We start from the raw sequence: 26,800 nt of genomic DNA, 5'->3' as shown, positions 1-26,800 counted from the left end.
TCTTTCGGCCGGGGACTCTAGCAAAGCGTCCTTGGCATCAGCATCAGAGGGAATATGAATATTTAATTTTTAAAAATAAGAAAGTCTGTGCTAATTTGTTGATTTTTATCATAGCAGGCTTTAGACTACAGGAATAAAAAAATCGCAAAGGGCAGAGAGCAAAGCGCATGGCGGGCAGGAAAGACTGAGGACAGAGATCAGAGGTCGGAAGGTAACCACCGTCGCTAAAGCTACGCCCCGACAAGATGGCGGGCCAGGAAAGCGCAAAGCTCAGTGGGTTCTTGTTATTGACCACTGACTACTATCTTCTGTCCCCGCTTCCCGATTTGAGCTTCCATCTCTCTTCACTCTCTTCTACTGTAAGGCATTTATCTATGAAGAAATATATTCCCTGATTGACCTGCATATTGTTTCTATTATCTTTTTGAATTTTGCCTCGTCAGATTCCAGCAGAGTGAATCTAAACCCACAGTAACTTGAGTTAAAACCGGACATAAGCGGTACAACACAGATACCGGTTGAAGCCAGCAGGCTGTAAGTAAACCTCCTGTCAAGGATCTTCTCCTTTTCAATAGTCTCTTTAAAAAAGCCCCTTACCTCTTTATTTTCAATAGGAAGCATCTGTTTATCCGTAAGAACCCCATCTTTAAATATCACAGACATGTAAAACGCACCGTGCGGCATATTTACGATGAGTTCAGGGATTTTTGAAAATAGATCACAGGCGATCTCCGCCCGCCTTTTGTAATTCTTGCAACGCTGCCCAACATAGGGGTAGTAACGCGGGTCACTCATAATAGTTGGGATCACACTCTGCGGCAGTGTTGTTGAACAGACCTCAAGCATTTTTGAATTAATAAGGGCCTGGGTATAATCCTTGAAATCTCTGTCTTTATCCCTGTTATAGAACTCTATCCAGCCGCACCGCGCCCCCGGCCATGGGAACTCCTTTGAAATACCTCTCATACCGATTGCCGGCACATCCTCAACAACAGCTGCAAGCTTCTTATATTCAATATCGCCATAGGTCAGGTTGGAATAGATCTCATCCGAGATAATGAAAAGATTGTATTTGCGTGCAAGATCAACAATCTGTTTCATAACATGGACCTCATAGACAAAGCCAGTAGGGTTATCAGGATTGATGATCAGGATACCGGATATCTCAGGATGTGCCTTGATCTTTTGTTCCATCTCGTTAATATCAGGCTGCCACCCGTTATATGGATTCAGCGCATATGTAATGTAAGGGGCATCAGAATGTGCTGCCTCCGCTGACGAATGTGTGGGGTAGGCAGGGTTTGGACCCATAATTCTCGTCTTACGATTGAGATTTCTGTATACCATTGATATGGCGTCGCCAAGCCCGTTGAAAAAAAGGATGTCATCCGGGGTAATCTGGATACCCCCCTCGATATTTCTCTCATATGCAATATATTCCCGCGCACTCTGGAGTCCCTTACTTGGAGAGTATTTATAGGTTTTACTCTCTGATACTGCATCGATTACATATTGTCTTATCCAGTCCGGGACCTTTTCTCCCTTTTCAACCGGGTCACCGATATTCTCCCAGATGATGGGCACACCCATTTTTTGAATCTTTTGAGCGATATTAACAATCTCCCTTATCTCGTATACCAGGTTTTTTGCCCCGGGATGAACAATAATATTCCTCATAATTTCCCTCTAGTTATTCAGAGACGTCGATATATAAACGCCCTTTAATTAATTTGCCTTATTCAGCGAGAAATATTAAACAGTTCTATAAAATTAGCAATTGAAAAGATGTTTTTTGCGGGGTATCTATCTGTAAAAAACACACATTCAATTCACTCTGGATTACATAGACCCACTGAGGCATGATTTCCCCAAATAAAAAAAGCCCGTTCGGGTGAACGGGCTCAGGATTTTTTGGCTCCCCGAGACGGACTCGAACCATCGACAGGGTGGTTAACAGCCACTAAAAGCCCATTTACTTCATTTTACCGCTACTTACCGGAAGGCACTTGAAAGGCCTTGCCAGTGCTGGCTTAAAGCGTTTACTGTATTTTTTATCTTACTTTATTTTACCTTGACTTTTATGTTTTGTGGTGGGTATAGTGGTGGGTATAAATTACAGGCAGGTATATGGATGCATTTTAAAAAACCACTCGATTTCAATACCCACCAAAAAGGTGAAAGGACTTGATATGCCAGCACAAAAACGATTCCCCACCGACTACCCGGGTGTTTATTTTATCGAAGGCACAGGGGCGCCAAATTCAGGGCACAAAATCGAGAGAATATACTACATTGATTACCGTATAAATGGTAAGCGAATTCAGGAAAAGGCAGGTCGTCAATACAAAGACAATATGACCGCTGCCAAAGCTAACCAGATACGGACCTCAAAGATTGAAGGGCGGTCTTTGCCGAATGTTGAAAGGCGCTCAAAGGAGAAAGCTGAAAAGGAAGCAGAGGATAACCGCTGGACGATAGCAAAACTCTGGGATCTGTATTGTGACACCTTTCCAGACAATAAAGCCTTAAAAAATGAACAGAACAAGTTTAACCGGTATCTGAGACATGGCATCGGGAAAATGGAATCTTATGCCCTCTCCCCTTTGGATATAGACAGGCTCAGAATTACTCTCAAGAAGGAAGGTAAATTGACTACTGCTGCAAGGATTCTTGAATTACTCAGAAGGACCTTAAATTTTGGAATCAAGAGAGGCTTAATCCCTGCATTATCTTTCAAGGTTGAAATACCAAGATTGAACAACCAGACTACAGAGGATTTAACACCTGCACAGCTTGAAAAACTTATGGAAGTTCTGGACAGCCATGATGTAGATCAAACAGCCGCAAATATGATGAAGTTTGCTCTTTTTACAGGCATGAGGAAGGGTGAGCTGTTTCGTCTGCAATGGAACGATATAGACTTTGATAGAGGTTTTATTACTCTCCGTGATCCTAAAGGCGGCATAGATCAAAAAATCCCCATGAATGAAGGCGCCAGGAACGTGCTGGAGGGCATTGATCAAAGAGAGAGTACATACCTATTCCCTGGGCGCGGAGGGAATAAGCGGGTTGATATTGGTAAGCAGGTGAACCGGATTAAGCAAGCTGCGGGCCTACCTGCTGACTTCAGGCCTTTACATGGCCTACGGCATGTCTATGCCTCAATGTTGGCATCAAGCGGCCAGGTTGACCTTTACACACTGCAAAAACTATTAACCCATAAGTCCCCTATAATGACAATGCGATATAGTCACCTGCGGGATGATGCCCTGAAAAAGGCCTCCGGTGTTGTAGATAACATCCTGGGAGCTGTCACAGCTGAAAGGGACAATAAAAAGAATGTTGTAAAAATTAAGTCTTAAAAAGGAGCGGTGAAAATGCCTAAAAAATCACAAGATAATGAATATCAAGAGAGAAGACGACGGCAAGATAAATTTTTACAGTGGCGCTGGGAATTTCTCAGAGATAATGATGAATATAAGAAGATCTATTCTGAGGCCATTGAAAAAAGAAAGCATGAATCATTTTTCCCTTCAGAGTGGGAGAAAAACCAAGTATTAAGATTTGGGCTTTTAGGAGAATGCCTTATAGATCCGGAAAAATCGATTGAAGATATTAAAAAAACAATTAATAAAATTTATAGAGGTCTTTCTCCGAAAACTAATAACATCGATGAGGCAATTTCTAAGCACCCTAAGTGTGAGGAGCTCCGCTTTTATCCAAAATATTTTTATAGTCATTATGCTGAAGTAGATTATCGACGTTATGGCTATTTTAAGCTTGAAGTCGATTTGTCGAAAGTCAACTATGCCGGTTCATTAAAAAAGGAATTGCATGCTTTAGTAGATATGATTTGTGATGACCTTTTAGCGATGTCTAAAGAAGAAAAAAAATTATTTGCCAAAAAAGAACGCCGACTATCAACCGATTTCGATCACTTGCTGGAGATAGGCAGGCTTTACAACTCTCTTCAAAAAAAACAAACAAAGAGAGTATCATTTACACAAGCTGCTAAAGAATTTTTTCCCAGATTTAGAACCGATCCTGAAAAACATCAGAAAGATTATCGGAAAGATTTCGAAAGAGATTATAAAGAATATCTGAGGTTAGTTCAAGGTGGATACAAAGAGCTAACATACCCATGATCAAATAAAAAAGTACTTCATTGAGTTTTCTTACCTTCAAGGCCCTGTAGTTTCAGCAAGGGCCTTTCTTATTTTTACATACCTAAAAAAAGGACAATTAAAGGTGCACCCTTAGCCTGTATATACCGCAATATAAAAATAAGTATCATGGGTTAAAAACCAAAAAAACGAGGGAGGATAAAAATGATACACGAAAATAAGAATAACATGAGCGAATTAGTCCGCGATACCGATGCCGCGCGGTTGCTTGGGGTGGCGGTGCAAACCGTCAGGAACTGGAGGTGTAAAGGGCGAGGGCCTGCCTATGTGGTTGTGGGTGACAGGGGTATACGTTACAGCCTGGATGATATCGTGAAATACCGTGATCAAAAACGCGTCGAACTTCAAGTATAGAGGTTTTCAGACCATGGGTAAAAATATTCTTAATGCTGCACTCACATACCGCGATGCAGGGCTATCTGTCATTCCTTGCAATCGGGATAAAACACCTGCATTAGGATCATGGACAGAGTATCAAGACCGTATTGCGGCACCCAAAGAGTGCCAGCAATGGTTTAGGCAGGAACAGCAGATCGCTGTTATATGTGGGCGGGTATCAGGAGCCCTTGAGATCATAGATTTTGACCAGAATGCGGCTTCCTTTGAAGGGTGGGCAAAATTCGTACAGGTCGAGGCGCCAGGCCTCTTGGATCGATTAATTATGGAGGTGTCTCCGCACGGAGTCCATATCGTTTATCGATGCCCCGAGATAATAATTCCCGGCAACACAAAGCTTGCATCCTCAGAAGATAAGGGCACACTGATTGAGACGCGCGGCGAGGGTGGTTATTGCCTCGTGTCACCTTCCAAGGGTTATGAGCTTAAGCAAGGATGCTTTACTGATATTCCAGTCATATCGAAAGATGAAAGGGCTATCCTCATCGATGCTGCAAGGGCCTGCAATCAGTATATTAAACCTTCTCAGATACAAAAAGGATACCAGGAAACAAAGTCAGGGGATCTTTTACCCGGACAGGATTTTGATCAGCGAGGTGATGTTCACCCCATTCTTGAACGACACGGATGGATGTTCAAAGGCACAGACAAAGAAGGGCGCGAACAGTATGCCAGACCGGGAAAGGTTAAAGGCTGTAGCGCTACACTAACAGATGGAAAAATCCTCTATGTCTTCTCAAGTAACGCTGACCCCTTCGAGCTTAACACTGCATACAGTTCTTTCGCGGTATATGCAATGCTTGAACATGAAGGCGATTTTAAAGCCGCTGCAAGGGCCTTAGCGGGTCAGGGATATGGAATATCATCCGAAAAAGATCTGCCTTCACAGATGAAGAATTCGGCGCCGACTATGGCCGATTTGCGTGAGTATATTGATTTCTGTGTCGCTCCAGGTCAAAAGACTACTGTTGACGAAATCTGCAAAGGCCTGTCTTGTTATAAACGTGATGAACGAAAAATTGTTTATAAAAATATATCAAGGTTATGCAGTGAGGGTGTTCTAAAAAAAGACGATTATCTGCACGGAGGTTATCGGCGCGCTGTTGCACTTGATTGCTATGACCTGGGTGGAGTGGTTCAGGAAGATGAATTGAATTTTAATATTGTCCTTCCCTTAGAGTTACATAATTTTATCAGCGTAAAGATTAATCAATTATTGCAGGTATCCGGTCGATATGACGCTGGTAAGTCAACCTTTCTTTTTCAGATCATGGCTGATAACTATCAAGATTACAAGATCTTTCATATTGTGTCGGAAGAGTGGAGCTTGAACGCTATAAAAGAGCGCATGGATATACTTGGAATTCCAAGACCACATAAAAATATAACTGTTATACCCATGCGTCCTGGGTATGAAGACAGTATCCCAGAGGGTCGGTGTATAGTCCTGATTGACTATATCCGGGCCGATCAGAACCCGTTCGAGACTGATGCACAGATTCAGCGGATATTGAGAAATCTCAAGGGTGGCATCGCTATATTTGCGACCCAAAAACATCCAGGACTTGACAGACCAGTGGGCGGACAGTTTGCCATTCATGCATCCCACCACATTGTCATGCTCGATAAAATAAAAGAGTATTTCACCTGCAAAATTTACCGGACAAAGAATAGTAAAAACTTGGAAGGGCTCTATCGGACATTTAAGTTGAATGATCAAAAACGGATTTATCCGGTAATGGATTCATGGAAGCAGGGAATCATAAAATGGGATAAGGAGCCTTTTATAAAAGACGGCAATGACGGCGATGCTGGCAAATTTAATGCCGTCAAACCCGGGGGTACACCTGTAGATAAAGAAAGAAAAAAGGAAAGAACCAAAGGAAAAAAGAAAGAAAATTTCAGCTCTGAGTCAGGTGATTTAAACCAGACTGAGACTCAAAATGTAGATATTTTGTGTGTGTAACAGGAAGAGGTGAACATATGATTACCGAAATATTGGCCGAATGTAAACAAAAAGGTATTACCCTGGAACCCCTACCTGAGGGCAAAATTAAATGTGTGCCAGGTTCAAAAGTGGATACACCTTTGCTGAAAAAGATCCGGGATCACAAAAAGGACCTTCTGAATGTGTTAACAGTAATTCGAGTTTTTGACGGGGAGATAGATTACACCAATGAAACTTTTCATTAAAAATCCGAACTTTTTTACAGAATATTTAAATAAATGTGGGCTGGTTGCCATGTGGAAAACAGCTGCTGTCAAAGTGGTGAATCACCCCTTAATAGAAAATAGGATTCTTTAAATGGGTGTAATTACAATAATTATTACAACAATAAAAGGTTTACCGGAAAAGGTGATAAAAAAGTGGTCAGTATCTGGTGTGAGGCGCGTACATGGATATAATAATGCACATATACAGCATAGAAAGTGAAGTTAATGTATATATTAAAGCACATTAAGGCAAAGATAATACATGGAGGTGCATAAATGGACAAAGAAAAGGTGACAAGTGAGATAAGTCGTTTGATAAATCTTAGTTCCCGGAAGTTGAGGGAGGGTGATAAGGCCCCCAGCGCTTCGGATCTTGCAGCGTTATCAAAGCTGGTAACTGCATACACAGGCCTCTTGGAAATTGAAGGAGATGAGGGTAGCGATGTGATGACCCAAGAGAAACTTTTAAAAATCGGTGCGGGTTACGAATGCGCTCAAGGTCTAAAACCAATGCCAAAAATTCAAAGGACGCCAAAGGGTATGAGAAAGAGAGATGGAAGCCATGCTTAAAAAAAGATAAAAGGAGTTTCTATAACGATAATGAAAACGATCGTTATTAATTATTTAAATAGTATAATAAATATGGTTGACATTCATTATATTAAAGAATATATTTAAAATACATTTATGACATATTCATTTAATATACGGGGGTCAGGCCATGAGAAAAAAAGAAACAGAGGTAAAAAAGGAGTTTAAGACAGTGGCATATCTAAGGGTGAGTACCGATACACAGAATCTTGAAAAAGATAAATCAGGCGTTCTTGCATTTGCAAATGAACATAACCTTGGGCGCGTACACTGGATAGAGGAAACTGCATCTGGAGCAAAGGCCTGGAAGGAAAGAAAGCTTTATGATGCGATTATGGCTTTACAGCCTGGAGACAAACTTATTGTTACGGAGCTGTCAAGGTTGGGCAGGAGCTTGTTAGAAATCATGGAAATCCTTTCAATCCTAAAGCAAAGAGACGTAGCAGTCTATGACATCAAGAATAAGTGGTCTCTAAATGGCAGTATAGAATCTAAGGTGCTCGCAATGGCCTTCAGTATCGCAGCGGAGATTGAGCGGGATCTAATATCCAAACGAACGAAGGAGGCCTTGAGGGTGCGAAAAGAAAAGGGTGTCAAGTTGGGGAGGCCACAAGGGCCTGGTAAGTCAAAGCTGGATCCGTACAAAGAAGAGATCATAAGCATGCTTAAGACCGGGGTGTCTAAGGCCCATGTTGCCAGAAAGTACAATTGTACAGCGTTAAACCTGCGGAACTGGATTGAAAAGAATGGGCTTGTTGAGGAGGTAAAGCCTCAGTGAATGGTATTGCCCTGGGGCACACCTGACAGACTGGACTTATGTCCGACATGCAGGGTGCCTCCGGGGTCATGAGTTGCCCAGAGGCAGCTTGATCGAGGAGCCTGGAAACCTCCCCTTGCAAGGGTTGCCTCTGGGTTTCCCTCCTTGCTTGTTAAGGCCATAGATAGGTAGGCCATGTAGCAAGGGGTTAATGGATACTGAAGGAAGGATATAGTGCCATGATGCAGCAAGGGCAGGTAGGGAAAGGATTGATTGAAGGGGACAGTCAGTATACCCCCCCCTCCCAAAATCACGAAATAGGGGGGTATGTGTTTTGGGGAGGAGGTAGTGACCACAAATTGTTACCAAATTTTTGAAAATATAAACTGAGAAAATAATCCCACGGGGAACCCAAACATATATAAACAATTTTAATGGAGGAAAACAAAATGATGAATGCAATAGAAGGCGGAGTGAGGGTTATAAGCGTGGATTGGCCAAAGGGTTATACACCTTCGAGGGTTTCTGCGGCATCAAGGACCAATGAGTCAACACCAGAGGAAAGGATTGCAAAGCTGGGAAAAAGCAATATCAGCTTATCTGAGAGGCTTTCACGGCTTGAGAGGGATACACCTGCAACAAGCGAGGATGATACTGATATGGTTGAAGCAGATCAGGCCTCTATGCCTGAATTGTCAGAGGACGCCATGGTTAACAGGATTATCGGTCTTGGAAGTTCAGATCCGGTGGAGAAGAGAAAGGCTCTTAATGCTATAGAAGCTGAAGGCATGACAAAGGAAGAGGCCCGGGAAGACCTCCTTGAGGATGCCCTGGTTGACCGTATTCTTAAAAGGGGAGGTAAATAATCATGAAATCAGTATCGGAATTAACCAATGAAATCAATGGTATCAAGGAAAAAATCGAATCCTTGAAGGCTGAAAAGGCCGATAAAGAAAAGGAAATAGACAGCTTGAAGGCCTCAAATATCAGGTTGATCATAAATGCAGCTGACAAGGAAAGAAAACCCGCCTCGATTTCATCCGGGGTAAATCGTATAACCACTTTACTGACAGAAAATGAGCAACTCTCGGCTGCTATTCAGGCTCTTGAAGGTCAGCAGAACGTCCTGCAGAACGAGTTATTTATTGCGGAACTCAGGCAGGAGCTGGATACCGGTTATTACGCCATGAAGGATCAGTATATCGGAAAAGCTAAGTCAATTCAGAATGGCCTTAAGACCTGGCTTGAATATGGCAAGTGCCTGACCGAGCAGATTGCGGAATTTAACCTTTTACCAAATCCCCTTATGGCAGCGAATCTTTACAACATTTTTAAAAGGTGTAGGACATATGATCAATTTATATCACTGGGTTTTGACTGGCCAGGAGAATCAGCACATTTTAATCTTTGCAATGGTGTCATGGCTGATGAGGAAAAGTTGGATAAGCTGATAGTAGAGATTAAAAAATTTTCAAATATTTTATATGCGATAGAGCAAAATATTCTCCCCGGCCTCTGTTCAGGGATCCCACACGCTTGAGAGTTTCCAGGCTTTTTAGCCTCCAGGCCGGCATTCCATAAAGCGGAGTGCCGGTCAATATCAACCCAGCTTGAGGCCTGAGATCGTTGATCCTGGTTGAAAATAACTCTTTGGCAATTTTTAAAAAGAACATCCCTACAGATCAAAGGTATAGCCCATAATAATTCATTTGAACTTTATCAATGAAATATGTATAGGATGTGAAAGTAAGATAAAATATTTTATTTAAAAGTTTTTGTGTCGCGAAATATTTGTATGTAAATTGCTAGATACTATTTATAAGTACGAGCAGGACACAGAAATAGTCCATCTCAAAATAAAATCAAAATATAAATAGTATCTTTCATTTCTGGTAGCCTGTTTTATACAAGGATTATAAATGTCATAAAAAAGGAATTGCATATGGATAATGGAGTTCCGTCTTTTATTTTATGCCCTGGATGTAATAAAGGAATCAGAGATAATTTACATATCTGTCCTATCTGCGGATATGAACTTACACTTCATGAAATTTTAGCATTTAAAACAGATAGTAGGCTAACTGGTAGGGGTGACACAGCAGTTCTAATAGGTTGCAGTTCAATAATTATTATAGTCCTTGCTTTTATAGTAATTTCATTTTATCAAGTTTTTTCAGAGATTTCATTAGCCTTATCATTAATCATGATATTGTTTGGAATTGGGATAGTAGTTGTTGTTGTACATAGCTGTGTTACAAAAAATCAAGAAAACACTTTTACACAAAAACGAGAGGAGACAGCTATGGAAAGCGAAAAGCAAACACAGGGTAATGGTTTTTCAGCACCTACATCTAATGAAGTAGAAAAGAGATTACAGGAACAAGCTTTAAAGCCCGATGTGAAATTAATCCCGTGTCCGGATTGTGGTAAGGATGTTTCAAGAAGAGCAATATCATGCCCCAGTTGTGGCTGCCCAATTACTCAGGTAGGCACAACAATTTCTCCAAAATGCCCTACTTGTGGTTCAAGCGACATTGAAAAAATATCTCTTAAAAATAAAGTAGGTTCAGCGGCATTAATTGGAGTATTTGCTATTGGACATATTTCAAAGACCTTTAAGTGCAATAGTTGTGGTTCTAAGTGGTAGCTTTAACATTATAGTCATGGAGTGCAAAACCCATTCTACCTCTATTCGTGTGGGACTATTATAATCAGGTAATAAAATAAGGCCCTCAAAAAACGCTGAGAGCCCTGTTAGCATAGGAATGGACGATGCATCAGTTTTTAATGCACTCGACCGCCCTTTCTGAATCTGTACCCTGCAAGTCCAATTATTCCAGTTAAAAGAAGTAGTATTGTTGATGGTTCTGGAACTGGAGTTGAAGAAATTTCAAATGTGGCTGTAACTGATCCGACATTATCAAAATAAGACCCTGGCAGGAGTGTTGGTACGTCTGTATTTGTGTCGATAAATCCTAAGTATAAACGAGTAGCATTTTCAGGAATAAAAAATGATTGTGTCAAACCCGAATCAGTCTTTCCATTACCAATAAAAAAGAGTTGAGCTAACTCCGGAGATACTTCTGTGAAATTTCGAGTCAGTCCTGTAGGGCCAAAATCAAGACTTAATGGTGCCGGATCTATTGGCTCATTATCATCAAGGAAAACGCCTGCCAAGAATTGAAATGAGTTTGTTTCCATGCCTGATATACCACCCCAAGAAGGGAAGGCCCTACTATCAGCCCATATTTGATATCCTTCTGCATCCCACCAGTTAGCCCCGCTATTATAAGATTTCAATCCTGTGATGCTTGAGAAAGTCAAAATGTAAGGTGAATTTTCAGTTATGTAATATTCAGGTGGGAGTATTCCAGCTCCAGCAGTATTACCAGTTGGTGCTGGGGGCTCTGAGTGCCCGGCGCCATATATATTCGATTTTGAATCAATTTCTATGGTTGCCGCTGAAAGGTTTCCCACAAAGAATAATGTCATTACCAATGAAGTAATAAATCTTTTTGACATAATGCCCTCCAAAAATTTGTTGGTATAAGAGTATCTAAAGGTACATGCAATACCTGTATAAAAACAATTAGAGGTAAAACAAAAAGCTGATTATTAAACGTTCAATTTTATACCCTTATGTGGTGGGTATAGCAGTGGGTGCGATTTTTTTATAAAGAAAAAAGGACTTAAGAAAATGTCCTAAGTCCTTGATTTTGTTTGGCTCCCCGAGACGGACTCGAACCATCGACAGGGTGGTTAACAGCCACCTGCTCTACCGACTGAGCTATCGGGGAACATTTTCTACAAATATTTTAAGGAACATTTTCTAGCAAAATCATTTATGGAGGTCAATAAAAATATTTATATCCACGTAATATATTTTTCAGGTTATTTTCATAAAGATACGATGAAGCATGGTTAATTTATCTCCGTGCCCTGAACCCATGAAATCGCATCATCAAAATTTCTGAATACGCCATGCTTTACAGGGTGATTAAATACCTGAGCAAGTGAGTCATACATGCGGCCAAGTCCATAGGCCAGAGAGGAAGAAATTATAAAAGCGGTTTTACCATTTTCACGCAGGTGGCCAAAATCTTTTGCATGGGAGGCAATCTTCTGTATTTCATCCGATGTAATATGTCTGCCATCAGCGCCTGTAAAGTCCCATATAGTATTTTGTGTTAAGCCATTATTATAGAATTGTGTGATCTCATCAATTATCTGATCAAATAGCATCTTACCTTTTACTTTAAAAACAGTAACAGCCCTGTCACCGATTATTTCCTTTTCTATTTCAGCCATAACCGCAAATCCCTGCTAAAAATGATTGATGAGCTTTTACCAGTAAATTCGCAGGATGTAAATATTCCTTTTGGAATTATTTTACCGGCAAATTTCAAGCGCCAGTTTTATTAGTATTTTTATTATCCTTTGCCGATTAGATAACAGGAAAAAGACATTTGGCAAGAAGATATGTTTTTTTATGGATGGAAAATATGAAGATATTAAAATCAATAGCATTATGTATAATAGCCTATATGCTGATCTTCCCGACACCGCTCTCCGCGGAAATATCCCCTTCACAGCTTGAGATAATCAAAATTGCCTTTATGAACGGCTACATAAATGCAGTAGAAAGCGGGCTTAAAGGTCTAAAACACTAGCGGCGTCACATAGTTTAATCAAATACCCTGCCGCCCTAAAGCAGGGCATTTGATTTCATTCTGACTAATCAGTACTTTTGATGCACCGGAACCATAGTTCCATACTTTGCTTTCAGGCTATCCCAGCTTTCAGGCAGTCTGATTTCACGTGTGATAAAGGAGTTCCCAAAACCCCCTGCACTCTGTAACAGCCCCATCCAGACACCAGATCCGCCGGCAACAACAATGGCAAAGTCCTCATCTTTGAGCCTTCCAGGTCTGAGGTTATTACCCCCCGCTGCACCCTGAATGATAAATTCCTTTACTTTTTTTTGACCACCCTTCCTTTGAATAGACATTTGCATGGTCAGGGATTACCAGCATGATAGATAATGCCCCTGGGTTCATACCTGCCAGGGCCTCTGCAACCCCCTGTGCTGTAGTCTGAGCAGGAATTGTCTGTGTATAGCGGTTAGGGAACATGACTGTAACGGTGCTTGACTCTTTTTTATAGCCGAAGGCCACATGAAGGGGTTCCCAGGGGCTCATCATTCCTGAACCGCAGTTTATATTGATTGCATTTCTTATGGGGCCATTAATAATCAATAATGGAGCCCATGAACCTGTGCTAACCTCAAATGTATCAAACCGTGTGCCGGGGTCAGTTACCGCTTCTACTGCTGCAATCAGTACAGGCATATGGGTAGGGAGTGCCCCTGCCATGACCGAATTTACCGCTATCTTTTCAATGGTTGCCTTGCCCATTCTGGAGATGATTTTAACAACAACATGATCAGGCGCAAGGTCAGTGCCCTTCATCATTTCATCCACCCTGGCCTGTGTGGGCGGCACCAGGGGCAGATTGTCTCCCCATCCCTTTCTATAGTAAAATTCATTTATCTGATCATAATTGCCCTTAAAGGCGATCTTTGGTTCTGAAACAGTATTGATTTTTGGATTTTTTTCATCATCGGTTAAGGGACGAGTGAGGTCGGCAATAACGCAATTGCAGTCATGACTGCTGGCTTTATAAAACGCGACATAACATCATCCTCCTTTTCTGTTGATCTAAAATGATTCTGCCCAGTTTTTTCTTGACCCGGTTGATCACTTTACTATATGCATGTATGCATTATATATCATTAATATGTATTTACAAAGTTGCCGCACCTTTTATGTCAAGCAGTATAAAAAATTATGGGTAATTGGATATTCAAAAGGTGCAATTTCACCTTGATATCAAGCATGCTGGTTGATAAATAGTATTATATACAATATGATGAAATCCATTTATGTCACTGATGACTTAAAAAAGTTCATCAAAAGTGAAGTAACAAATAATATCCTGCTATTACTGAAAGGAGCAACCATGAAAATAAAAAGAGCCAAAAAACTTTCAAGTGCCGCATTATTTATCCTCCTTTTCTTGTTCTCTATCTCACCTGCTATCAACAGCTATGGTGAAAATGATGGGATTCCGAGATTAACAATTAAAGAGCTGAAAAAGATGATTGATGAGAAGGTTGAGGTAACCATCATAGATGTACAGCCCCTCAATATCTATGAAAAAGGTCATATCAAGGGCGCTATCTCCATACCCTGGAAATCACAGCTTGTACTGGAAGATGTGTGGGTGATACCGAGCGGTATACCAATTGTAACATACTGCGCATGCGGAGAAGGAGAAGCTGACAGCAATGATTTTGCAAAACAGCTCATGAAAATGGGATACAATGATGTAAAGGTGCTAAAGCATCCTGCAATACAGGGGTGGATAGAGGCTTTATACCCGGTGGATAAAAAATAGGTTTATAAAACAATTTACCATGACATGCTCCTGAATGACTGCGAGGCTGTGAATCATTCAGCATAAGCAATGACCTGATTTTTAAAGGGGGAAACCATGACTGCAAACGATAAGACAATTTTAAACCCTGACCCGCGTGAAATCATAGATAAATCACCCATGAGCCTCTTGCAGATTTTTATCATTGCCATAACTGTCGGGTTGAACGCAATGGATGGCATTGATGTACTGTCAATAAGTTTAGCAGCCCCTGATATTGCAAGGGAATGGGGCCTGAATGATACAGTGGTAGGATTTATCCTCTCCATGGAACTTATAGGAATGGGGATAGGTTCTATAGCGCTGGGCTGGGTGGCCGATGCTACAGGACGCAGGAAAACAATGCTGGTTTGCCTGGTGATGATGGCTTTAGGTATGTTCATGGTAACTCAATCCGCAAATGTAGTAGAGTTATCGATCTACAGGATTATAACAGGCTTAGGGATTGGCGGGCTTCTGGCCTCTATCACAGCGATAACAGCGGAGTTCTCAAATTTAAAAAACAGGGCGCTTTGTATTTCCATCATGGCTATCGGCTACCCCTTAGGCGGTATTGTGGGATCAAAGATTGCCGGATGGCTATTGCATACATATGGTGACTGGCGCCTGATATTCTATTTCGGCGCTGTTTTAACGCTTGCCTTTGTCCCTTTATTTTATTTTGTGGTGCCTGAAACAGTACACTGGCTTATACGAAAACAACCGAAAGGTGCACTGGACAAGGTTAACAAGACACTTAAAAGCATCGGACATGAGATTGTTACAATGCTGCCGGATGTGACAGTAGAAACAAGAAATAAATCCTACAGCGATTTGTTTTCATCTTCCATGATCCGAATTACAACAATAATAAGCATTGCCTATTTTTTACAGATCAGCACCTATTACTTCGTACTCAAATGGGTACCCAAGGTAGTGGTAAAGATGGGTTTTGCATCAGCAGACGGGGCTCAAATGATGATGTTTGCTAATATTGGCGGGGCACTGGGTGGAATAATCCTTGGGTTACTGACCCTGCGGGTAAGCGTGAAGATACTTACTGTGGCAACCCTCATCTTTTCAGCTGTTTTCATCACCATTCTGGGGACGACAACTGACCTAAACTACTTTGCATTCTTTGCTGTCCTGAGCGGTTTTTTTGGGAACGCAGGTATTGTGGGCATGTATGCCCTCTTCCCGGCTGCCTTTCCTACCCATGTGAGGGCATCGGGCACCGGATTCGTGCTTGGCATAGGACGTGGTGGTGCATACCTCTCACCGGTTATCGTAGGGGTTATGTTTAATCATGGTTTCAGTCTACCGGTTGTTACCATGATCATAAGTATCGGGGCATTAATCGGGGCGGGCGTCCTGATGTTCCTGAAACTTCAGAAATAAAAGCGGATAATATATTAGTGAAATAAGGGGCAGAATTTGCCAGTAACAGAAAACAAAAGATTAAAAACCGCCGGTCATGTTTCATGGAATCTTCTGCTGATTGCCACAGGAAGCGTTCTTGGCGCAGGGGCAGTCAACTCCATTCTGCTCCCAATGGAATTTTTCGGTGCAGGGTTCACCGGGATAGCCCTTCTTGTACACTACATTATCCCATGGGCACCTGTTTCAATCATCTTTTTTATCCTGAACATACCAGTATATATACTTGGCTACATGTTTGTCAGTCGCAGATTTTTTCTTTACAGCATCCCCGGCATGATCTTCTTTTCTATTGCCCTTGTATATGTAAAATTTCAGGTGCCGCTCAATGATAAAATCCTTGCTGCCATACTTGGGGGGATCATCATGGGTACAGGAACCGGCATCACGCTCAGGTCACAGGGTTCGGGCGGGGGGCTCGACATCCTCTCTGTGATGTTCCTGAGTTTATTCTCAATACGTCTCGGCACCACGATTCTCTTATTCAATGTTGCGCTTCTTGCTGCTGCAGCAGCTCTCTTTCCCATTGAAAGGGCGCTGTATACCCTGATTTTCATATTTATCAGCTCCAACATTACAAACATTGTTGTTACAGGCCTGAGCCAGCGCAAGACAGTGCTTATCATATCCTCCAGGTGGGAACAGATATCAAAGGTTATCATGGAACAGATCCAGAGGGGGGTAACAATTCTCTCCGGCAGAGGTGCCTATACAGAAAAAGAGGAGAATATCCTTTATACGATCATCTCCTTCAATGAACTCCCCCCCCTGAAAAAAATTGTCCGGGATATTGATCCTGAAGCAATACTGGTTGTTAACGACACACTGGAGGTGATGGGATACAGGATAGGCAATCAGCCGCACTGGTAAGATAATTTCATTTCAGCCAAAGAAAAGGCACTAAGTTCTAATTGTAATATCTATACTGACCCACGGAGGGGTAAACCGACTTTCACAATTCAGCATCCTAAATAAATTAAGCAATTGATAATATTGGACATGTTTTATTTAAGGAAGCAATTTTACTACTACATCACCTTTCCAGAGCTGCCTGATAATGTTTTGCACATTATCCACATGCCCGCTCGTCCAGAATTGCTCATTACCTTTATTCCCCCGATCATCAAGTATGCGCCCTGCCTCAAGCCTTCTCCTGACCTCCCTTGCCACTGCCACTCCTGTATCAATAACCTTAACGCCATTACCTGCTATCTCCTGAATTTTCCCAGATAAAAACGGGTAATGTGTGCAACCCAGAACGATTATGTCTACTCCCTTATCAAGTAATTCCCCAACATATCTTTCAAGCAGTTGAAAGGTTTTTTTGCCCTCAAGATCAAACCTCTCCACCTGTTCCACAAGCCCCGGGCATGCCTGGGTGACAATGGTGCAGCCATTGCAGAACCTGTTAACAAGGAGCCTGAATTTCTCGCTCTTCAAAGTCTCTGTGGTTGCCATGATGCCTACTATCTTACACTGTGTTTCAGCTATAGCTGGTTTTACACCGGGCTCCATGCCGATAATCGGGGTGTCAAATACAGACCTTAATTTTGCTATGGCAACAGCGGTTGCAGTGTTACATGCCACAACAATGGCCTTGGCGCCCTCTCCTATCAGAAATTCAGTAATCGTAAAGGCACGTTTTTCTATACATTCAGCCTGCTTGTCACCATATGGGGCATACCCTGAATCAGCCACGTATAAGAAATTTTCACTGGGCAATTCATCACGCATGCATCGCAGAACTGACAACCCGCCCACACCGGAATCAAAGACCCCGACAGGCATTACATTATTCGTATCCATAATATTTTGCGGCTTTACTAGAAAAATATCAGGCGCGCAGCACCGCCAATCAGCTTTATATCATTTATATCCTTAACCTGGCCTATCTTTCTTGAGCTAACATTAAATATTTCTCCATTTTCATTTACAGATCCAAGTTTAGTATCAGACTGATTCAGGATGGCTCCATCCGGTTCCACCTTACCAATTTTGATTTTACTTATGTTGTAGATTATCCCCTCTTCATCAACAAAGCCCAGTATGCTGCCATGCTGATTATAAACATTACCCTCTTTATTGACCTTTCCACGTTCAACGTCATAGAGGTTAAAGATATTATTCTTTTCGCCTTCGCCTATTGCCCTCTTTTCGGCGGCATAAAGGGCAGAAACAGAAAAAAACTGAAGAATAAAAAAGAAGATGACAAAATAAATCGTTTTGTACCGGAATGATTGTATATACACTGGCTTTGACATTTTGGTCTCCTTTATAAGGTCTATCAAGTTGGTTTAATAGTAAAATAATTTTTCTTTAGTGTCCAAAAGAAATTGTATTAATATGGAGGATTATAAACAACCTTGTAGAGGCATGCCTTGTCTCTATATAAATACCGGTCACAAATAGATACCATTACCTTGACTTTGACAGGTTTTTACATGAATATGCTACCTGAATTGATAATAAAGGAAGATAACCATGATTTCAGAACAGGGGCTGGTAGAAAGAATAAAAAGGGGCAGCGCACTCATAAAGGTGGTAAAAAGCAGCGCATGCAACCACTGTACATCAAAGGATTCATGCAGTGTCCCTGAAAAGAACATGGTCATTGAGGTAAAAAACAGCCTTAATGCAGAGGTGGGCGACCTTGTTGAGGTGAGTGTACCAGAAGGCACATTCATAGCGCTCTCTCTCATGATATATATCTTCCCTGTTGCGTCACTCATGGCAGGGGCCTTCATGGGCAACTACCTTTCAACTCTTTTGCACACAGACCCATCCTTAACCGCAATTATTACAGGCGCCATTTTTCTTTTTATCTCATTTATTATCCTGAAGTTAATTGACAGGAGAAAAGATACCAGGGATAAATATATCCCTCATATGACAAGAATCGTATCGAATGCGCCTGAACGATCTTCAGGTGATAACCCTTGCTCCCTCGTTTAAGAGATTAAACTATCTAGTGGGGAAAAATATATCTGTCATACTGTCTATGCCATCCCCTTGAAGGCCATAAAGGCAAGTGACATCATGCCTGCCCCTACAAGACCTATGGCGGTATCCTGCAGGGGTTTTGGTACCCTTGCAAGCAGAATACGTTCACGAAGGCCCGCATAGAGGACAAGCGCAAGCCCGAAACCCGCAGGGTATGTAAAGGATGAGACCAGGGTCTGAAGAAAGCTGTAATCTTCTTTAATGTTGATAAGGCATACACCCATTACCGCACAGTTGGTTGTGATAAGAGGCAGGAATATACCCAGACCTGAATAGAGGGCAGGAATGGATTTCTTTAAAAACAGCTCAACAAAGGATACAAGGGATGCAATAACCAGGATAAATGATAATGTCTGAAGATATTCCAGGTCAAAAGGTTTAAGGATAAAATGGCTGATGGCCCAGGTAATTGACCCGGCCAACACCAGCACAAAAATAACAGCCATTGCCATTCCTGTTGCTGTTTCCATCTTTTTTGAAACACCAAGAAAGGGACAGTTACCAAGGTACTGGGCCAGAAGTATGTTATTTACAAATATGCAGCTTATTGCCAGTAAAAAATAATCACCCATTTGATTCTCCTTAGCCCTTTTTCATTTACTTCCTGCCAAGCATGTTCATTACACAGAGCATGAGCCCCAGGCACACAAATGCGCCGGGCGCCTCTACCAGAAAGACAAATGGTTTATATGATGCCCCGAGTACATTATGTATTGAATAATTGATAAATGGGAATGTCAAGGTCCCTGCACCGAAGATCTCCCTGAAGGCAGCGAGTGCACCAAGGGCCAGTGTATAACCGATACCCATGCCAAGCGCGTCAGCTATAGAGAGCATAACCCTGTTCTTTGCTGCAAATGCCTCTGCCCTTCCCAGGACTATGCAGTTAACAACAATAAGAGGTATAAAAATACCCAGTTTTTGATAGAGAGGAAATGCATATGCCTGCATAAGCAGTTCAACAATAGTAACAAATGTTGCAATGACTATTATGTAGCATGAAAGCCTTACCTGTTTGGGGATCACATTCCTGAGCATGGAAATAAGAATATTTGAGAGGATCAGGACAAAGGTAAAGGCAACCCCCATGCCTATCCCGTTTTCAAGGCTTTTTGTAAGCGCAAGGGTAGGACACAACCCTAACACAAGCCTGAATGGGGGGATCTCCGCCCATAAACCCTTTGTAAACTCCTGAACAAAACTCTTTGCCATGACTCTTTTCTCCCTGCCTGCCTACCCTTTAATATTCTTCAGTATCTCGCTTTTAACTCTTTTATATATCTCTATGGAATTGTTAACCCCGGAGCATACACCTTTTGATGTAACAGTAGCGCCACTCAGGGCATCTATATCCCCGCCTTCGGGCCTGACCTTAACAGGTTTATTAATCGATATACCCTTAAACTGTGCACGGAAAGATGGCTCTGTTTTGGCGCGCGCACCAAGGCCAGGGGTCTCACTGTGGGTAGTTACCCCAATCCCTGCCAGTTCGTCAGTTTCTATATTAAAGGCCACCATAATACCGATATTCCCGCCATAGCCCTTACCTGTCACCTCAAAGGCAACAGTGTTTTTTCTGCTGTCAAACACACCGGTAAAGACATCAATCTGTTTTTTGCCATCAGGCACCTTGAGCCTGTCAGTAATCGGATCGTTTGTGCTACCGGCCAGTATCTCTTTAAGGGCAGGGCCTTTTATATAGGTAAGCTGTTGTATCTCTACCCTTTCTGCCGTGAGGTTTCTGACTGTGGCAAGGGCCCAGCCTGATACGGCGCTGAAAATGGTCACTATCAGAAAGAGTTTTATTACATCACGCATTCACACCCCCCTTTCCAAGCGCCGCTGGCCTGATCTTGTCAAGCAGGGGGTTGGCCACATTCATAAGCAGTATAGCGAAAACAGTACCATCCGCATATGCGCCTATATTTCTGATCAGCACAGTCATCACCCCTGCCATAATACCAAATAAAATCATCGGGATGAAATTCACAGGTGATGATGAATCCTCGGTGATGAGAAAAAATGCCCCAAGGAGCGTATACCCTGTAACAATATGAAACATGGGGTCAGCATATTTTAAAGGATCAGCATGGTGAAAAATCAGGGCGGTAAGGTATATACCAAGTAGAAAAGAGATGGATATCTCCCATCTTGTTATCCCGCGTATCAGCAGGTAAACCCCGCCTATAACAAGGCCAAGGCCAAAGGTTGAGCCTATACCTCCCGCCTGCATGCCCATAAATAGCCCTTTTATTTCGTTATTGGTTACCATTGATGCCCCGAAACGTTTGAGCTCCCCAAGGGGGTAAATCATGCTGAACCCCAGATTGTAATCTACAAGGGCCTGATCAAAATCTGTAAGTCCCTTCCATGCAATAGTAATAATCGCAATAGCCACAAGGGCCGGGTTCAGTGGATTACAGCCTATCCCGCCCCATATCTGTTTACCTATAACAATGGCTATAAAGGTGCCTGTAATAACCGCCCACCAGGGGGTTGTTGCAGGCATCATCATCGCAAAGATAAGGCCGATTACTGCTGCATTTCCATCACCTATGCTGATATCCCTTTTCATGGCAAGGTTCATTATTAGTTCCCAGATCAATGCAGATGAAATTGAGAGGGCAATAACAGCAACAGCGGGCAGGCCATATTGATATATCCCCATAAAAATGGCGGGCAGTGCCGCGAGTATGGTATTAAAGCTTCTTCCTCTTACGCTTGCACCGTTATGGAAAAAAGGGGCATGAGAGCTTACGAACAGCTTCTGCTTAAACATTGGATCCCTCCGAGCTCTTCAGTTTGAGGTATTCGTTTTTACCCAGCATTATATATTGAAAGAGGGGGATCCTCGCCACGCAGACATAAGAGCATAGACCGCATTCTATGCATGAAAGAAGATCATACTCACTGACCGCCATCTCATAAAGCCTGTTTTCCAGAAGTCTTATAAGCATATTAACAGGGATATTTGCAGGGCATGCGCGCACACATTCGCCGCAGTTTATGCATGGTGTGTCATGACATGGTGTTATTTCTCTGCCAGGCTGAACCATGATGGCATCTGTATCCCACAGCACAGGCATATCTTCCGAATAGATGCTTTTTCCCCTCATGGGGCCGCCCGCGATTATCCTGTCTCCATAAGAGGTGCTTATCCCAAGGTGACTTAATATATCACAAACCTTTGTTCCGATCCTTACCCTGAGGTTCCTGGCTGAGCCCTTTTTATCAATAACTGTAACCACCTTATAGACAGGTACCTCGCCTTTATTTATTAACTTCGCAAGTGAGGCTACAGCCTCTGCCTTAATAAAGCCAACACCTGAATCACTGCATTTTTTACCGGCAGGAACGACCCTCTTGAGTTTATTTTTCATAATCATCTCAGGAAGAGCAGATGGATACTGTTCACTGACTTCAATTACATCAACATCACCGGATTTCATCCTTAATGAAGAAGAGGGTAGCGCTGAAATATATACCTGTTCAACACCGGTAAGCTTTTTGAGTATTTGAATCCCTTCAAGCACATCCTTAAGCTCCCCTTCAAGGACCGCCTGATTCACCCTTATTAGGAGATCGTCATCAACCCCCTCAACAATAATAGCCTCATAGGGCTCCTTCCTCTTTAAAAAGGATTTGAAATCAGGAGAGCCGGGCAGATCCGCAAGAAAGGCTGCGGCATTTTCAGGAGAAAATACACTGGAAAGTCCCTTTATGTCTTCATGTACCTCTTCATCTGATGCTGTTTCAATTGTGACAGATGTATATCTGGTATCCATATAACCGGCAAATTCATCCAGGGATGCTATGGTGCCGGTGACTGGCGAAAGGAAACAGGAGCCCTCATCATCAAAAAAGAGCCTGCTGCCTGTCTTTACCCTCTCCCCAGCCTGGATTAACCCTTCAACAGCAGGTGACAAGGGCCTTTTTATATAAACAGTCACCCTTTCAGGTAATGGAATGCTGTCAAAACCTGGATCAGGTCTTTTTACAACCGGATATTTAAGCCGGGGGGCACCCATGCTGAAAAATGGTTTCTTAATCATCTCTTCCTCCTGCACAACAGTAAAACAACCTGCCTTGAACCTCTCTCCTTAAAGGACATGGCAGTCCGTGCACTTTTCAACAGGCCCGTGCCCGCCCTCTTCATGACATCCCCTGCACAGGGTATGAAGGGCATCTGACCGCTTGAGCATCCCATCTTCAGTACTTTTAACATTATGACATCCTGAACATGAACCTGGCCTTTCAGCCTCATCGTTGCTCCATGCAGGATGGCAGTCAGCACAGTCAAGCCCGTAGTTTTCCTTATCCGCATGTACATTATGTGAAAAGAGCACATTCCCTCCACTTGTCTGAAACATGATCCTGACAGGCCTCTCCATAATTATTTTAGGGAATGCGGCATAAGATACCACCCCGACACAAAAAAGAACTGCTCCTGCGCAAAAGGCTATATATTTTTCTGTTTTTCGATTCATTATGTTTCCTTAAAAAATACTAGACCAGGGCACTCGCTGGTAAAATATTTCTTTAACCCCCGATTTATTAAAAATGCCGCATACTGAAAGATAGTTTTATTTCAATACGTTAGGCAAGATCAATAATGGTATGCAAATTAAATTTTACCCGGAGTTTTTAGAAAAAGGAGGGTGAATTGTCAAGCAATATAAAAACGGGCACCCATATGGAGTTACCATATTTTTAAAGGCTGTTACTCCTGAATAAAGCCTTTTTACCTTACTTGATCAGATTAACAGCTAGTTCATGTTTGGAATTTGTCCTGAAAAATGATAGTGTAACCATCTCTGATGGAGGGCACAATATATTTCATGAATAATATTTATAAAGGCATCCCTTCTGATCTGCCTGATGAGCTGATAGAAAAAATCACCGGCAGCGCTGAAAAGGGGGTTGCTGTTGAGCGTATCATATCAAGGGGGCATGCCTCCCCTCCAGGGTTCTGGTATGACCAGGACAAGACCGAGTTTGTTATCCTGCTCAGGGGGAGGGCTGCTATCCTATTTAAAGAGAGCGACCGGATACTTGAGATGCTGCCAGGGGATTATATAGAAATCCCTTCCCATACCCTGCACAGGGTGGAATGGACATCAGCAGAAGAGGAAACTGTCTGGCTTGCCTTTTTTTACTGATCCTGATCCTTATCAGCCTTTTTTTTCTGCGGATTAAAGAGCCCTGTGGTGAGGCTGAATGTTGCCCCTGCAATAGGTTTGATATGGCTGATCCTGAATATCAGCTCGCCCTCACTTATGGGTTCTACCTCCCTCACCTCCCTGAATTTTTTTAGGAATATGTATGCCGCTATAAACCTTATAACCCCTGATATCAGGAAGACCATGAGCAGCATGGATACAGGCCTCCAGATAAACAGGCCGAAATTAATGGAATCAGGCAGATGGCTGGCTGTAAGCCCCCCCATGAGAGAGCCTGTGAAGATTGCGATGCCGTTCATGAGCCCCTGGTAGGCTACACACCTTGCCCTTTTAGGGGGCGTTACCGCATCAAACAGGAAATTTGCAATGGCCAGGTTAAAACCTGACCAGATTATCCCCCCGTATATCTGTATAAAAATAAAGTAATATATATTGGCAGGCCCCACCCACATGATGGGGACAAGTGACATGCCCCATCCGCAGAGGTTAAGTATCTTTTTATTGCCGAACCTGTCGCTGATGCCTCCCCAGTGCCTGAATGTCAGAAACTGGGCAATATTGCCTACAGCAATGACAAAGGTATATGCCATGTAGCTATAATCCAGGTCCCTGAGCATATATAAAGAAAAGTAGGGTGCAGAAAATGATACCCCCAGGTTAATCATGGCAACAAAGAATACGAACTTGGCAAAATTGGAATAGGGTGACCTTCTTAAAAACTGTCTGAAGGTAAAGACCTGGTCAGGGGTGATAGAAAGCGGCGGATCATCATATCTTCTGATCCAGTAAACTGAGAGCAGCCTGGCAAAACATGCTACAGTAAAGATTATCAGGTATCCGAACTCCGGGTAGCCCTGTTTCTTAAAAACATGGAGCATAAGCCCGGACAGGGTCAGGGCAATAAAGGTATTCATCCCGGTCAGGGTATTGCGCTTTCCGAAAAATCGGCCCCTTACATTCGGGTGAATGAGGTCGCCTATGAGGCTGTTCCAGGCTGGCACTGTAGCCCCGTTCGCGCAAAAGTAGATAATCACCATCAGGAGGAGAAACATCACTGATATTTGCCCTATATCAAAGAGAAAAAATAGAAACGCAATGGGGATGAATGCAAGGGCCTGTATAAATGCACCTGTTGCTACAACACTCCTTCTGCTCTGTATCCTGTCAAGGTTTATTGCACCTGCCCACTGAATAATTGATGCGAGAAGTTGCGGCAGGGTGGCTATGAGGCCGACCTGGATGGTTGTGGCCTTAAGAAAGATACTGAAGACACCAAAATAGTTTTCACCGCACCCCATCATGACAGCATGGCTCATCCCGTCGTTTATGGATGCCTTCATGGAAGGGGTGTAATTCACCTTCGCTCTGTTCTTATATTTTTCTATATCAGTTCCCAATTTCATTTAATTCGATACTTATAAATTAAGCTATCAGCCTTCAGCTTTCAGCAAAAGGCATTCAAAACAAAGAATCTGCTCACAGATGAAAGCTCCACCTAAATACTATCTCTTTCAGGATGAACACTAACTAAAACCTTGCTTGACCTGTAATGATTCATCCTATAGTATGGATTTCCAGAATGATAACATATATGATGGATTAAAATAAATTGAATTATCAGGGGTATTAAGATGGGAACAACCATAGAACATATTGATGACCTGAAGAAAAAAATAAGGGGGCTTTTAAAGGAAAAGAATGCAATCCTTCTTGCCCACAATTACCAGAGGGCCGAGATACAGGATGTGGCAGACCTGTGTGGTGACTCGCTTGAGCTATCCATAAAGGCATCAAAGACCGAGAAGGATGTTATTGTATTCTGTGGTGTGCATTTTATGGCGGAGACCGCGTCGATATTATCACCCAATAAAACAGTCCTTCTGCCTGTTGCTGCCGCAGGGTGCCCTATGGCGGATATGATTACTGCCCGTGAGTTGATAGAGGAAAAGAAGAAAAACCCGGGCAGGGTTATTGTGAGTTATGTAAATACCACTGCTGATGTAAAGGCTGAAAGCGATATATGCTGCACCTCGGCAAACGTTGTAAAGGTTGTGGAGAGTATAGACCCTGATAAAGAGATATTCATGACACCCGACAGGAATCTTGCCCAGTATGCCAAAAGCAGGACACAGAGGCGGATAACATGGTGGAATGGATTTTGCCCCACACATAATAATCTGAAACCATCACAGGTAAAAAAGGTAAAGGCGAAAAACCCTGATGCCCTTTTTCTTGCACACCCCGAATGCACACCCGAGGTGCTGGCGCTCGCTGACGAGATAAAGAGTACCTCAGGCATTATTGCCTTTATTAGAAACTCATCTCATAAAAAGTTTATAATCGGGACAGAGACAGGTATCATTCACCCTCTTAAAAAGGCAAACCCGGACAAAGAGTTTATCCCTGCTGACCCTGATATGATCTGTGCGAACATGAAAAAGACCGGGCTCCTTGATGTTGTAAAGGCCCTTGAACAGATGAAGACCATAGTGAAGGTGCCAGAAGAGACAGCCAACAGGGCAAGGATTGCAGTAGAAAAGATGCTTGCAATACCGGCGGGCTAGTCT

The 26,800-nt window shown here is 42.5% G+C and carries 29 protein-coding genes, 2 tRNA genes and 1 pseudogene; 17 read left to right on the top strand and 15 right to left on the bottom strand.

What is annotated here, in order from left to right:
- Positions 1–372 precede the first annotated feature (372 nt).
- Both GX654_14235 and GX654_14230 read right to left on the bottom strand, forming a co-directional pair.
- Entirely contained in the window at positions 373–1,677 is a 1,305-nt protein-coding gene (locus GX654_14235; protein NLD38021.1) for a pyridoxal phosphate-dependent aminotransferase, read from the bottom strand.
- Positions 1,678–1,912: 235 nt separating this feature from the next.
- Positions 1,913–2,002 (bottom strand) — tRNA-OTHER (locus GX654_14230).
- 187 nt (positions 2,003–2,189) lie between these two features.
- Here GX654_14230 and GX654_14225 point away from each other — a divergent pair.
- The 10 genes from GX654_14225 (at position 2,190) to GX654_14180 (ending at position 10,789) form a co-directional block, all read left to right on the top strand.
- A complete protein-coding gene (locus tag GX654_14225) occupies positions 2,190–3,362 on the top strand; it encodes a tyrosine-type recombinase/integrase (protein ID NLD38020.1) in 1,173 nt (390 codons plus the stop codon).
- A gap of 15 nt (positions 3,363–3,377) precedes the next feature.
- Positions 3,378–4,145 (top strand): hypothetical protein, encoded by a 768-nt coding sequence (locus GX654_14220; GenBank protein ID NLD38019.1) that lies wholly within the window; start codon positions 3,378–3,380, stop codon positions 4,143–4,145.
- Between the two features lie 258 nt (positions 4,146–4,403).
- Entirely contained in the window at positions 4,404–4,538 is a 135-nt protein-coding gene (locus GX654_14215) for a hypothetical protein (GenBank protein NLD38018.1), read from the top strand.
- A 13-nt stretch (positions 4,539–4,551) separates the two neighbouring features.
- Positions 4,552–6,546, top strand: a complete 1,995-nt coding sequence (locus GX654_14210) for a hypothetical protein (protein ID NLD38017.1) — start codon at positions 4,552–4,554, stop codon at positions 6,544–6,546.
- 17 nt (positions 6,547–6,563) lie between these two features.
- Complete coding sequence (locus GX654_14205; GenBank protein ID NLD38016.1) at positions 6,564–6,773, top strand: hypothetical protein; 210 nt, start codon at positions 6,564–6,566, stop codon at positions 6,771–6,773.
- Positions 6,774–7,070: 297 nt separating this feature from the next.
- Positions 7,071–7,364: a hypothetical protein gene (locus GX654_14200; protein NLD38015.1), complete on the top strand. Its 294-nt coding sequence runs from the start codon at positions 7,071–7,073 to the stop codon at positions 7,362–7,364.
- Positions 7,365–7,515: 151 nt separating this feature from the next.
- On the top strand, positions 7,516–8,163 hold the full coding sequence (locus GX654_14195) for a recombinase family protein (GenBank protein NLD38014.1): 648 nt from the start codon (positions 7,516–7,518) through the stop codon (positions 8,161–8,163).
- A gap of 428 nt (positions 8,164–8,591) precedes the next feature.
- The gene (locus GX654_14190) at positions 8,592–9,008 is read left to right on the top strand and encodes a hypothetical protein (GenBank protein ID NLD38013.1); all 417 of its coding nucleotides are present in this window, start codon (positions 8,592–8,594) and stop codon (positions 9,006–9,008) included.
- A 2-nt stretch (positions 9,009–9,010) separates the two neighbouring features.
- Positions 9,011–9,682 (top strand): hypothetical protein, encoded by a 672-nt coding sequence (locus GX654_14185; protein NLD38012.1) that lies wholly within the window; start codon positions 9,011–9,013, stop codon positions 9,680–9,682.
- A gap of 402 nt (positions 9,683–10,084) precedes the next feature.
- The gene (locus GX654_14180) at positions 10,085–10,789 is read left to right on the top strand and encodes a hypothetical protein (protein ID NLD38011.1); all 705 of its coding nucleotides are present in this window, start codon (positions 10,085–10,087) and stop codon (positions 10,787–10,789) included.
- Positions 10,790–10,926: 137 nt separating this feature from the next.
- On the opposite strand, the gene GX654_14175 is transcribed toward GX654_14180, so the two are convergent.
- The 3 genes from GX654_14175 to GX654_14165 all read right to left on the bottom strand — a co-directional run bounded on the left by GX654_14175 (position 10,927) and on the right by GX654_14165 (position 12,450).
- A complete protein-coding gene (locus GX654_14175; GenBank protein NLD38010.1) occupies positions 10,927–11,664 on the bottom strand; it encodes a PEP-CTERM sorting domain-containing protein in 738 nt (245 codons plus the stop codon).
- A gap of 199 nt (positions 11,665–11,863) precedes the next feature.
- A tRNA-Asn gene (locus tag GX654_14170) sits at positions 11,864–11,939 on the bottom strand.
- A 124-nt stretch (positions 11,940–12,063) separates the two neighbouring features.
- On the bottom strand, positions 12,064–12,450 hold the full coding sequence (locus tag GX654_14165; GenBank protein ID NLD38009.1) for a hypothetical protein: 387 nt from the start codon (positions 12,448–12,450) through the stop codon (positions 12,064–12,066).
- A gap of 194 nt (positions 12,451–12,644) precedes the next feature.
- Between GX654_14165 and GX654_14160 the strand changes: the two genes are divergently transcribed.
- Positions 12,645–12,812 carry a hypothetical protein gene (locus GX654_14160; GenBank protein ID NLD38008.1) on the top strand — a complete coding sequence of 56 codons (168 nt, stop codon included), beginning with the start codon at positions 12,645–12,647 and terminating at the stop codon, positions 12,810–12,812.
- A gap of 267 nt (positions 12,813–13,079) precedes the next feature.
- Here the strand turns inward: GX654_14160 and GX654_14155 are convergent, their stop codons facing one another.
- Positions 13,080–13,643 (bottom strand): hypothetical protein, encoded by a 564-nt coding sequence (locus GX654_14155; protein NLD38007.1) that lies wholly within the window; start codon positions 13,641–13,643, stop codon positions 13,080–13,082.
- Between the two features lie 517 nt (positions 13,644–14,160).
- On the opposite strand from GX654_14155, the gene GX654_14150 reads away from it, so the two are divergent.
- The 3 genes and pseudogenes from GX654_14150 (at position 14,161) to GX654_14140 (ending at position 16,923) form a co-directional block, all read left to right on the top strand.
- Entirely contained in the window at positions 14,161–14,598 is a 438-nt protein-coding gene (locus GX654_14150; GenBank protein NLD38006.1) for a rhodanese-like domain-containing protein, read from the top strand.
- Positions 14,599–14,694: 96 nt separating this feature from the next.
- A complete protein-coding gene (locus GX654_14145) occupies positions 14,695–16,014 on the top strand; it encodes an MFS transporter (protein NLD38005.1) in 1,320 nt (439 codons plus the stop codon).
- A gap of 84 nt (positions 16,015–16,098) precedes the next feature.
- Positions 16,099–16,923 (top strand): annotated as a pseudogene (locus GX654_14140) (YitT family protein).
- Positions 16,924–17,061: 138 nt separating this feature from the next.
- Here GX654_14140 and murI read toward each other — a convergent pair.
- Positions 17,062–17,859 carry a glutamate racemase gene (gene murI / locus GX654_14135; GenBank protein ID NLD38004.1) on the bottom strand — a complete coding sequence of 266 codons (798 nt, stop codon included), beginning with the start codon at positions 17,857–17,859 and terminating at the stop codon, positions 17,062–17,064.
- Between the two features lie 17 nt (positions 17,860–17,876).
- A complete protein-coding gene (locus tag GX654_14130; protein ID NLD38003.1) occupies positions 17,877–18,314 on the bottom strand; it encodes a DUF3659 domain-containing protein in 438 nt (145 codons plus the stop codon).
- 220 nt (positions 18,315–18,534) lie between these two features.
- Between GX654_14130 and GX654_14125 the strand changes: the two genes are divergently transcribed.
- Complete coding sequence (locus tag GX654_14125) at positions 18,535–19,005, top strand: SoxR reducing system RseC family protein (protein ID NLD38002.1); 471 nt, start codon at positions 18,535–18,537, stop codon at positions 19,003–19,005.
- A gap of 44 nt (positions 19,006–19,049) precedes the next feature.
- On the opposite strand, the gene GX654_14120 is transcribed toward GX654_14125, so the two are convergent.
- From GX654_14120 to GX654_14095, 6 genes are read right to left on the bottom strand one after another with little or no spacing between them, the layout of a single operon-like run.
- Entirely contained in the window at positions 19,050–19,625 is a 576-nt protein-coding gene (locus GX654_14120) for an RnfABCDGE type electron transport complex subunit A (protein NLD38001.1), read from the bottom strand.
- Positions 19,626–19,650: 25 nt separating this feature from the next.
- Positions 19,651–20,265 (bottom strand): electron transport complex subunit E, encoded by a 615-nt coding sequence (locus tag GX654_14115; protein ID NLD38000.1) that lies wholly within the window; start codon positions 20,263–20,265, stop codon positions 19,651–19,653.
- Positions 20,266–20,286: 21 nt separating this feature from the next.
- Positions 20,287–20,871: an RnfABCDGE type electron transport complex subunit G gene (locus GX654_14110; protein ID NLD37999.1), complete on the bottom strand. Its 585-nt coding sequence runs from the start codon at positions 20,869–20,871 to the stop codon at positions 20,287–20,289.
- A complete protein-coding gene (locus GX654_14105; protein ID NLD37998.1) occupies positions 20,864–21,832 on the bottom strand; it encodes an RnfABCDGE type electron transport complex subunit D in 969 nt (322 codons plus the stop codon). Before GX654_14105 ends, GX654_14110 begins: the two co-directional genes overlap by 8 nt.
- Positions 21,825–23,105 carry a 4Fe-4S dicluster domain-containing protein gene (locus GX654_14100; GenBank protein ID NLD37997.1) on the bottom strand — a complete coding sequence of 427 codons (1,281 nt, stop codon included), beginning with the start codon at positions 23,103–23,105 and terminating at the stop codon, positions 21,825–21,827. The genes GX654_14105 and GX654_14100 overlap by 8 nt, the downstream gene beginning before the upstream one ends.
- Before the next feature lie 48 nt (positions 23,106–23,153).
- The gene (locus GX654_14095; protein NLD37996.1) at positions 23,154–23,540 is read right to left on the bottom strand and encodes a cytochrome c3 family protein; all 387 of its coding nucleotides are present in this window, start codon (positions 23,538–23,540) and stop codon (positions 23,154–23,156) included.
- 330 nt (positions 23,541–23,870) lie between these two features.
- On the opposite strand from GX654_14095, the gene GX654_14090 reads away from it, so the two are divergent.
- Positions 23,871–24,212, top strand: a complete 342-nt coding sequence (locus tag GX654_14090) for a cupin domain-containing protein (GenBank protein ID NLD37995.1) — start codon at positions 23,871–23,873, stop codon at positions 24,210–24,212.
- Here the strand turns inward: GX654_14090 and GX654_14085 are convergent.
- On the bottom strand, positions 24,206–25,636 hold the full coding sequence (locus GX654_14085) for an MFS transporter (GenBank protein ID NLD37994.1): 1,431 nt from the start codon (positions 25,634–25,636) through the stop codon (positions 24,206–24,208). The two genes, GX654_14090 and GX654_14085, sit on opposite strands and share 7 nt — an antisense overlap.
- A 228-nt stretch (positions 25,637–25,864) precedes the next feature.
- Between GX654_14085 and nadA the strand changes: the two genes are divergently transcribed.
- Complete coding sequence (nadA, locus tag GX654_14080; GenBank protein ID NLD37993.1) at positions 25,865–26,797, top strand: quinolinate synthase NadA; 933 nt, start codon at positions 25,865–25,867, stop codon at positions 26,795–26,797.
- Positions 26,798–26,800: the final 3 nt, after the last annotated feature.

The organism is Desulfatiglans sp., from assembly GCA_012513605.1.
In the GTDB taxonomy this organism is placed as follows: Bacteria; Desulfobacterota; DSM-4660; order Desulfatiglandales; family HGW-15; genus JAAZBV01.
This window is presented reverse-complemented; position numbering and strand designations above follow the sequence as displayed.